Below are 4637 nucleotides of genomic sequence, written 5' to 3' on the forward strand. Positions count from 1 at the left end.
CGCACCGTCCTTGCCGACCGGCTCAAGCGGCTGACCGCCGCCGGCCTGCTGGCGCGGCGCGACTATCGCGAGCCGCGGCGGCGCGCGCGCCCCGAATATTGGCTGACGCCGAAGGGGGCGGAACTGCGCCTGCCGTTCGTCGCGCTGACCCAGTGGGGCGACCTCTGGCTTGCGGACGGCGAGCCGCCGCCGGCGGCGATGCGGTCGCGCGCGACCGGCGAAGCCCTGCGCGTCGCGCTGGTCGACCGCTCGGGGCGCGAGGTCGCGGCGAGCGAGCAGAAGCTGAAGCTGTCGGCGCGGGTGAGCGCGAGCGTCGTCGAGCCGGCCTGAAGCCGTCAGACTAGCGCTCCCGCCGCCCAGCACGCCAGAAAGATCGCCGCAAACGGAACCCACGTCCCCAGCGCGCTGCGGAACATCGCGTAGCTGCGTTCGAACAGGGGGGCGACCACCAGCGCGTCGAGCGCAACGATCAGGCCCGTCATCGCCGCGGCCCTCGCGATCGCGTCGACGTCGGGCGCCAGCAGCTTGTGAACGGCGGCGGCCGCGAAGGCGAACGCCGCTGCGGCGAACAGGTGGACGACCAAGGTCGTCTGCATCGTCCACACGCGGCGCCCGATGGCGATGACGCCGCCGCACGCCGCCCAGAGGACAAGCGCCAAAAGGATCAGGCTGACCCAAGCCATTCGTCCCTCCCTCGACTCAGGCTTCCGCAGCCTGAGCGTTCCGGGCCATTTGGCATTGACATTCGATAATTCCATATTTACAGAATTATCGAAGAGGACGCCATGCCGAACCGCGAACCCGAAAAGATCGCCCGTTTCGCCGACATGCTCAGCGCGCTCGGCGCCGAGCCGCGGCTCAGGATCGTCCGGCTGCTGTTGCAGGCCCATCCCGAAGGGCTGGTCGTCGGCGAGATCGGCGCCGAGCTCGCCATCCCGCCGTCCACGCTGTCGCATCATCTCGACAAGCTGAAGAACGAAGGCCTCGTCGGCGTCCGGCGCGAAAGCACGTTCCTTCGCTACACCGCGAACACCGCGGCGCTGCAGGAGATCGTCGCCTTCCTGTTCGCCGAATGCTGCACCCGCAACAAGGCGATCCGCCCCGAGGCGATCACCTGCGCCTGCTAGTTAAGGAGAGCGCAATGTCCGAAGCGAGCATTCGAGAAGCCGTCCGCAACCGTTACGCCGCCGCCGCCAGCGCCGCGAGCGGTTCCGCCAGTTGCTGCGGCGCCAAGGCGTCGCTTCGCGACGCGGATCCGATCACCTCCGACCTCTATGCGGAGGCGGAGAAGAGCGCTCTGCCGGAGAAGGCGGTTCTGGCTTCGCTCGGCTGCGGCAATCCGACCGCGCTGGCGGAGCTGAAAGAGGGCGAGACCGTCCTTGATCTCGGCTCGGGCGGCGGCATCGACGTGCTGCTGTCGGCGCGTCGGGTCGGCCCGAAAGGCAACGCCTACGGCCTCGACATGACCGACGAGATGCTGGCGCTGGCGCGCGAGAACCAGCGCAAAGCGGGCGCCGACAATGTCGAGTTCCTCAAGGGCGAGATCGAGGCCATCCCGCTGCCTGACAACTCGGTCGACGTCGTCATCTCCAATTGCGTCATCAACCTCTCCGCCGACAAGGATCGCGTCCTCAGCGAGGCGTTTCGCGTATTGAAGCCTGGCGGCCGGTTCGCTGTCTCCGACATCGTCACGCGCGGCGCCATCCCCGAACGCTTGCGTCGCGACCTGCTGCTGTGGGCGGGCTGCGTCGCTGGCGCGCTCGACGAAGGCGACTATCGCGCCAAACTCGCCGCCGCCGGTTTCGAAGCGATCGACGTCGAAGCGACCCGCGTCTACCGGAGCGAGGACGCGCGCGCGTTCCTGGCCGACAAGGGGTTCGGCGCTGACGCAGCCGCTATCGACGGCAAGTTCATGAGCGCGTTCATTCGCGCCAGAAAGCCGTAATCGGCGCTTCGGAGCGCGTGCGCCGACGCACAGGCGGCGCGCGTCGGCGATCGGAAGGAGGGCGATCGTGTCGACAGACAAGACGAGAATAAGTCCGTCGGAAGCCGGCGAGGCCGGAATGCCGGAGGCGAGCCAATGACCGCCGCAAGCTACAATGTTCTCTTCCTCTGCACCGGGAACACCGCGCGCTCGATCCTCGCCGAGAGCATCCTGCGCAAGCATGGGGCGGGACGCTTCATCGCCTTCTCGGCCGGCAGCCATCCCAAGGGCGTCGTCAACCCTTTCGCGCTCAAGGTCCTCGCTGCGCAGGGCTACCCGGCCGAGGGCCATCGCTCGAAGAGTTGGGATGAATTCGCCGCGCCCGACGCGCCGAAGATGGATTTCGTCTTCACCGTTTGCGACGCCGCCGCCGGCGAGGCCTGTCCGATCTGGCCCGGCCGGCCGATGACCGCGCATTGGGGCATCGAAGACCCGGCGGCGGTCGAAGGGACAGACATCGACAAGGAGCGCGCGTTCAACGAGGCGTTCCGCTTCATGCGCAACCGCATCGCCGCTTTCGCCGCCCTGCCGCTGAGGAGCCTCGACGCGCTGTCGTTGCAGGCGAAGCTCAGCGAAATCGGGCGGCTCGATGGCGCGACGGACGCCGCCGCCGGAGCAAAGAAGTGACGCCGATCGTTCCAACCGTTTTGCGTCCTGAGGCCTTGACGCCAGGCGATTTCATTCGCTTGGCTGAACGGCTCGAGGCCGAGCGGTTGCCGTCCGGCGATCTGGGCGAACCGGACGTTCGACTCTTCGCCTTTCGCGACGGCGATGCGGCGATCGGTTTTGCGGGGCTCGAAGTCCACGGAAAGGATGCGCTGCTGCGTTCGGTCGTTGTCGATCCGGCGCGCCGCCGCGCCGGATTGGGGCGAGCGATCGTCGAGGCGGCGCTGGCGGAAGCGCGCAGGCTCGGCGCCACGCGCGCCTTCCTGCTCACGACCGCCGCCAAAGCCTATTTCGAACGTCGCGGCTTCGCCGCGATCGATCGCAAATCGGCGCCCGAGACGATTCTTTCGACTCGTCAGGCCGCCGGCCTATGTCCGTCGTCGGCGCCGCTGATGGTCAAGACGCTCGCGTGAACGCAGCGCAGGGAGCGCCAAATGACTTCCGTCGCCCGCCGTCTTTCGTTCCTCGATCGCTATCTCACCGTCTGGATCTTCGCCGCGATGGCGCTGGGGGTGGCGATCGGCTATTTCGCGCCCGGCGTGAAGCAGGTCGTCAATTCGTTCCAGGTCGGAACCACCAACATTCCGATCGCCGTCGGCCTCATCCTGATGATGTATCCGCCGTTCGCCAAGGTGCGCTACGAGGAGCTGCCCGACGTCTTCGCCGACGTCAAAGTGCTCGGCCTGTCGCTGGTCCAGAATTGGCTGATCGGGCCGGTCCTGATGTTCGCGCTGGCGATCGTCTTCCTGCCGGACAAGCCGGAATACATGGTCGGCCTGATCCTGATCGGCCTCGCGCGCTGCATCGCGATGGTGGTCGTCTGGAACGAGCTCGCCAAGGGCTCGACCGAATACGCCGCCGGCCTCGTCGCCTTCAATTCGATCTTCCAGGTGCTGTTCTACAGTGTCTACGCCTGGTTCTTCGTCACTGTCTTGCCGCCGCTGTTCGGGCTCACCGGATCGGTCGTCGACATCTCGATCGGCCAGATCGCAAAGAGCGTGTTCGTCTACCTCGGCGTTCCCTGCGTGGCCGGCATACTGACGCGCGTCGTCATGCTGCGGTTCGTGTCGCGCGCGTGGTACCACAGCCGCTTCGTGCCGATCATCAGCCCGATCACGCTGGCGGCGCTGCTGTTCACCATCCTGGTGATGTTCTCGCTCAAGGGCGAGCTGATTCTCACCATCCCCGGCGACGTGGTGCGGATCGCCATCCCGCTGCTCATCTACTTCGTGGTGATGTTCGCGATCTCGTTCGCGCTGAGCCGCGGGATGGGGGCCGACTATCCGCGCTGCTGCACGCTGTCGTTCACCGCGGCGAGCAACAATTTCGAGCTGGCGATCGCGGTCGCGGTGGCGGTCTACGGCATCAATTCCGGCGTCGCCTTCGCCGCCGTCATCGGCCCGCTGGTCGAGGTGCCGGCGATGATCGGGCTCGTCAACGTCGCGCTGTGGGCGCGCGGACGATATTTCCAGGGCGCAGGCGCGGTGGTCTGAACGGCCTTTGCCCCGGCCGTCTCCGACAAGCGGGCTAGCGGATTCACGCGTCGCAATTCGAAATCTTCTTGGTCCGCTGTGCCCGATCTGTGCTCGGCGTCAAGGCCAGGCCCGCTTCGCGGGTCGCGCGCTCGCGCGCGAGCCTTGACCCCTGCGCGCGGCTCAGGCTCTTGGTTTTCATGGAGTTTGGTGAGACGAGCCGGCCTGCGGGCCGGCTCCGTTCACCAAGCTCCATGAAAACAAAACGCCACATCGGGCTGGCGTCGTCACCCGAAGGGGCGAAGCGCAGCGAAGCAGACGCGAAGCGGCTTGACGGCGACGGGCCGATGTGGTCGCCGACCGACAAAGATGTGTGAATACGGTAGCGCAAGCGGGAGAGGGGAACGCGTCACTCCGCCGGGCTCGGCAGCGCCGACAGGTCGATCCCTTCCTCCGTTGGCGCGGCGGCGGGACGCGGACGCGTCGCCTCGTCCGCCGCGCCGACGAAGCGGCCG

8 protein-coding genes are annotated in these 4637 nt (G+C 67.2%); 6 read left to right on the forward strand and 2 right to left on the reverse strand.

Features of this window, described 5'->3' with window-relative positions:
• Positions 1–330: winged helix-turn-helix transcriptional regulator (locus ABSF49_RS20260; RefSeq protein ID WP_424114442.1), on the forward strand; the 330-nt coding region annotated here is incomplete at its 5' end.
• 5 nt (positions 331–335) lie between these two features.
• Here the strand turns inward: ABSF49_RS20260 and ABSF49_RS20265 are convergent.
• Positions 336–683 carry a hypothetical protein gene (locus ABSF49_RS20265; protein WP_424114443.1) on the reverse strand — a complete coding sequence of 116 codons (348 nt, stop codon included), beginning with the start codon at positions 681–683 and terminating at the stop codon, positions 336–338.
• A 102-nt stretch (positions 684–785) separates the two neighbouring features.
• On the opposite strand from ABSF49_RS20265, the gene ABSF49_RS20270 reads away from it, so the two are divergent.
• From ABSF49_RS20270 to arsB, 5 genes are all read left to right on the forward strand, one after another.
• Complete coding sequence (locus ABSF49_RS20270) at positions 786–1127, forward strand: ArsR/SmtB family transcription factor (RefSeq protein WP_424114444.1); 342 nt, start codon at positions 786–788, stop codon at positions 1125–1127.
• Between the two features lie 14 nt (positions 1128–1141).
• Positions 1142–1945 carry an arsenite methyltransferase gene (locus ABSF49_RS20275; RefSeq protein WP_424114445.1) on the forward strand — a complete coding sequence of 268 codons (804 nt, stop codon included), beginning with the start codon at positions 1142–1144 and terminating at the stop codon, positions 1943–1945.
• 135 nt (positions 1946–2080) lie between these two features.
• Entirely contained in the window at positions 2081–2611 is a 531-nt protein-coding gene (locus ABSF49_RS20280; protein ID WP_424114446.1) for an arsenate reductase ArsC, read from the forward strand.
• A 59-nt stretch (positions 2612–2670) separates the two neighbouring features.
• The gene (gene arsN2 / locus ABSF49_RS20285) at positions 2671–3063 is read left to right on the forward strand and encodes an arsenic resistance N-acetyltransferase ArsN2 (protein ID WP_424114447.1); all 393 of its coding nucleotides are present in this window, start codon (positions 2671–2673) and stop codon (positions 3061–3063) included.
• A gap of 21 nt (positions 3064–3084) precedes the next feature.
• Complete coding sequence (arsB, locus tag ABSF49_RS20290; RefSeq protein WP_424114448.1) at positions 3085–4143, forward strand: ACR3 family arsenite efflux transporter; 1059 nt, start codon at positions 3085–3087, stop codon at positions 4141–4143.
• 43 nt (positions 4144–4186) lie between these two features.
• Here the strand turns inward: arsB and ABSF49_RS20295 are convergent, their stop codons facing one another.
• Positions 4187–4513 (reverse strand): hypothetical protein, encoded by a 327-nt coding sequence (locus tag ABSF49_RS20295; RefSeq protein ID WP_424114449.1) that lies wholly within the window; start codon positions 4511–4513, stop codon positions 4187–4189.
• Positions 4514–4637: the final 124 nt, after the last annotated feature.

Origin of the sequence: Roseiarcus sp. (assembly GCF_049514155.1) — a bacterium.
Lineage (GTDB): Bacteria > Pseudomonadota > Alphaproteobacteria > Rhizobiales > Beijerinckiaceae > Roseiarcus.

Excerpts from the sequence above, each read along its gene's own strand:
- ABSF49_RS20265 (WP_424114443.1), bottom strand. The coding sequence starts at position 683 with ATGGCTTGGGTCAGCCTGATCCTTTTGGCGCTTGTCCTCTGGGCGGCG.
- ABSF49_RS20270 (WP_424114444.1), top strand. The coding sequence starts at position 786 with ATGCCGAACCGCGAACCCGAAAAGATCGCCCGTTTCGCCGACATGCTC.
- ABSF49_RS20275 (WP_424114445.1), top strand. The coding sequence starts at position 1,142 with ATGTCCGAAGCGAGCATTCGAGAAGCCGTCCGCAACCGTTACGCCGCC.
- ABSF49_RS20280 (WP_424114446.1), top strand. The coding sequence starts at position 2,081 with ATGACCGCCGCAAGCTACAATGTTCTCTTCCTCTGCACCGGGAACACC.
- arsB (WP_424114448.1), top strand. The coding sequence starts at position 3,085 with ATGACTTCCGTCGCCCGCCGTCTTTCGTTCCTCGATCGCTATCTCACC.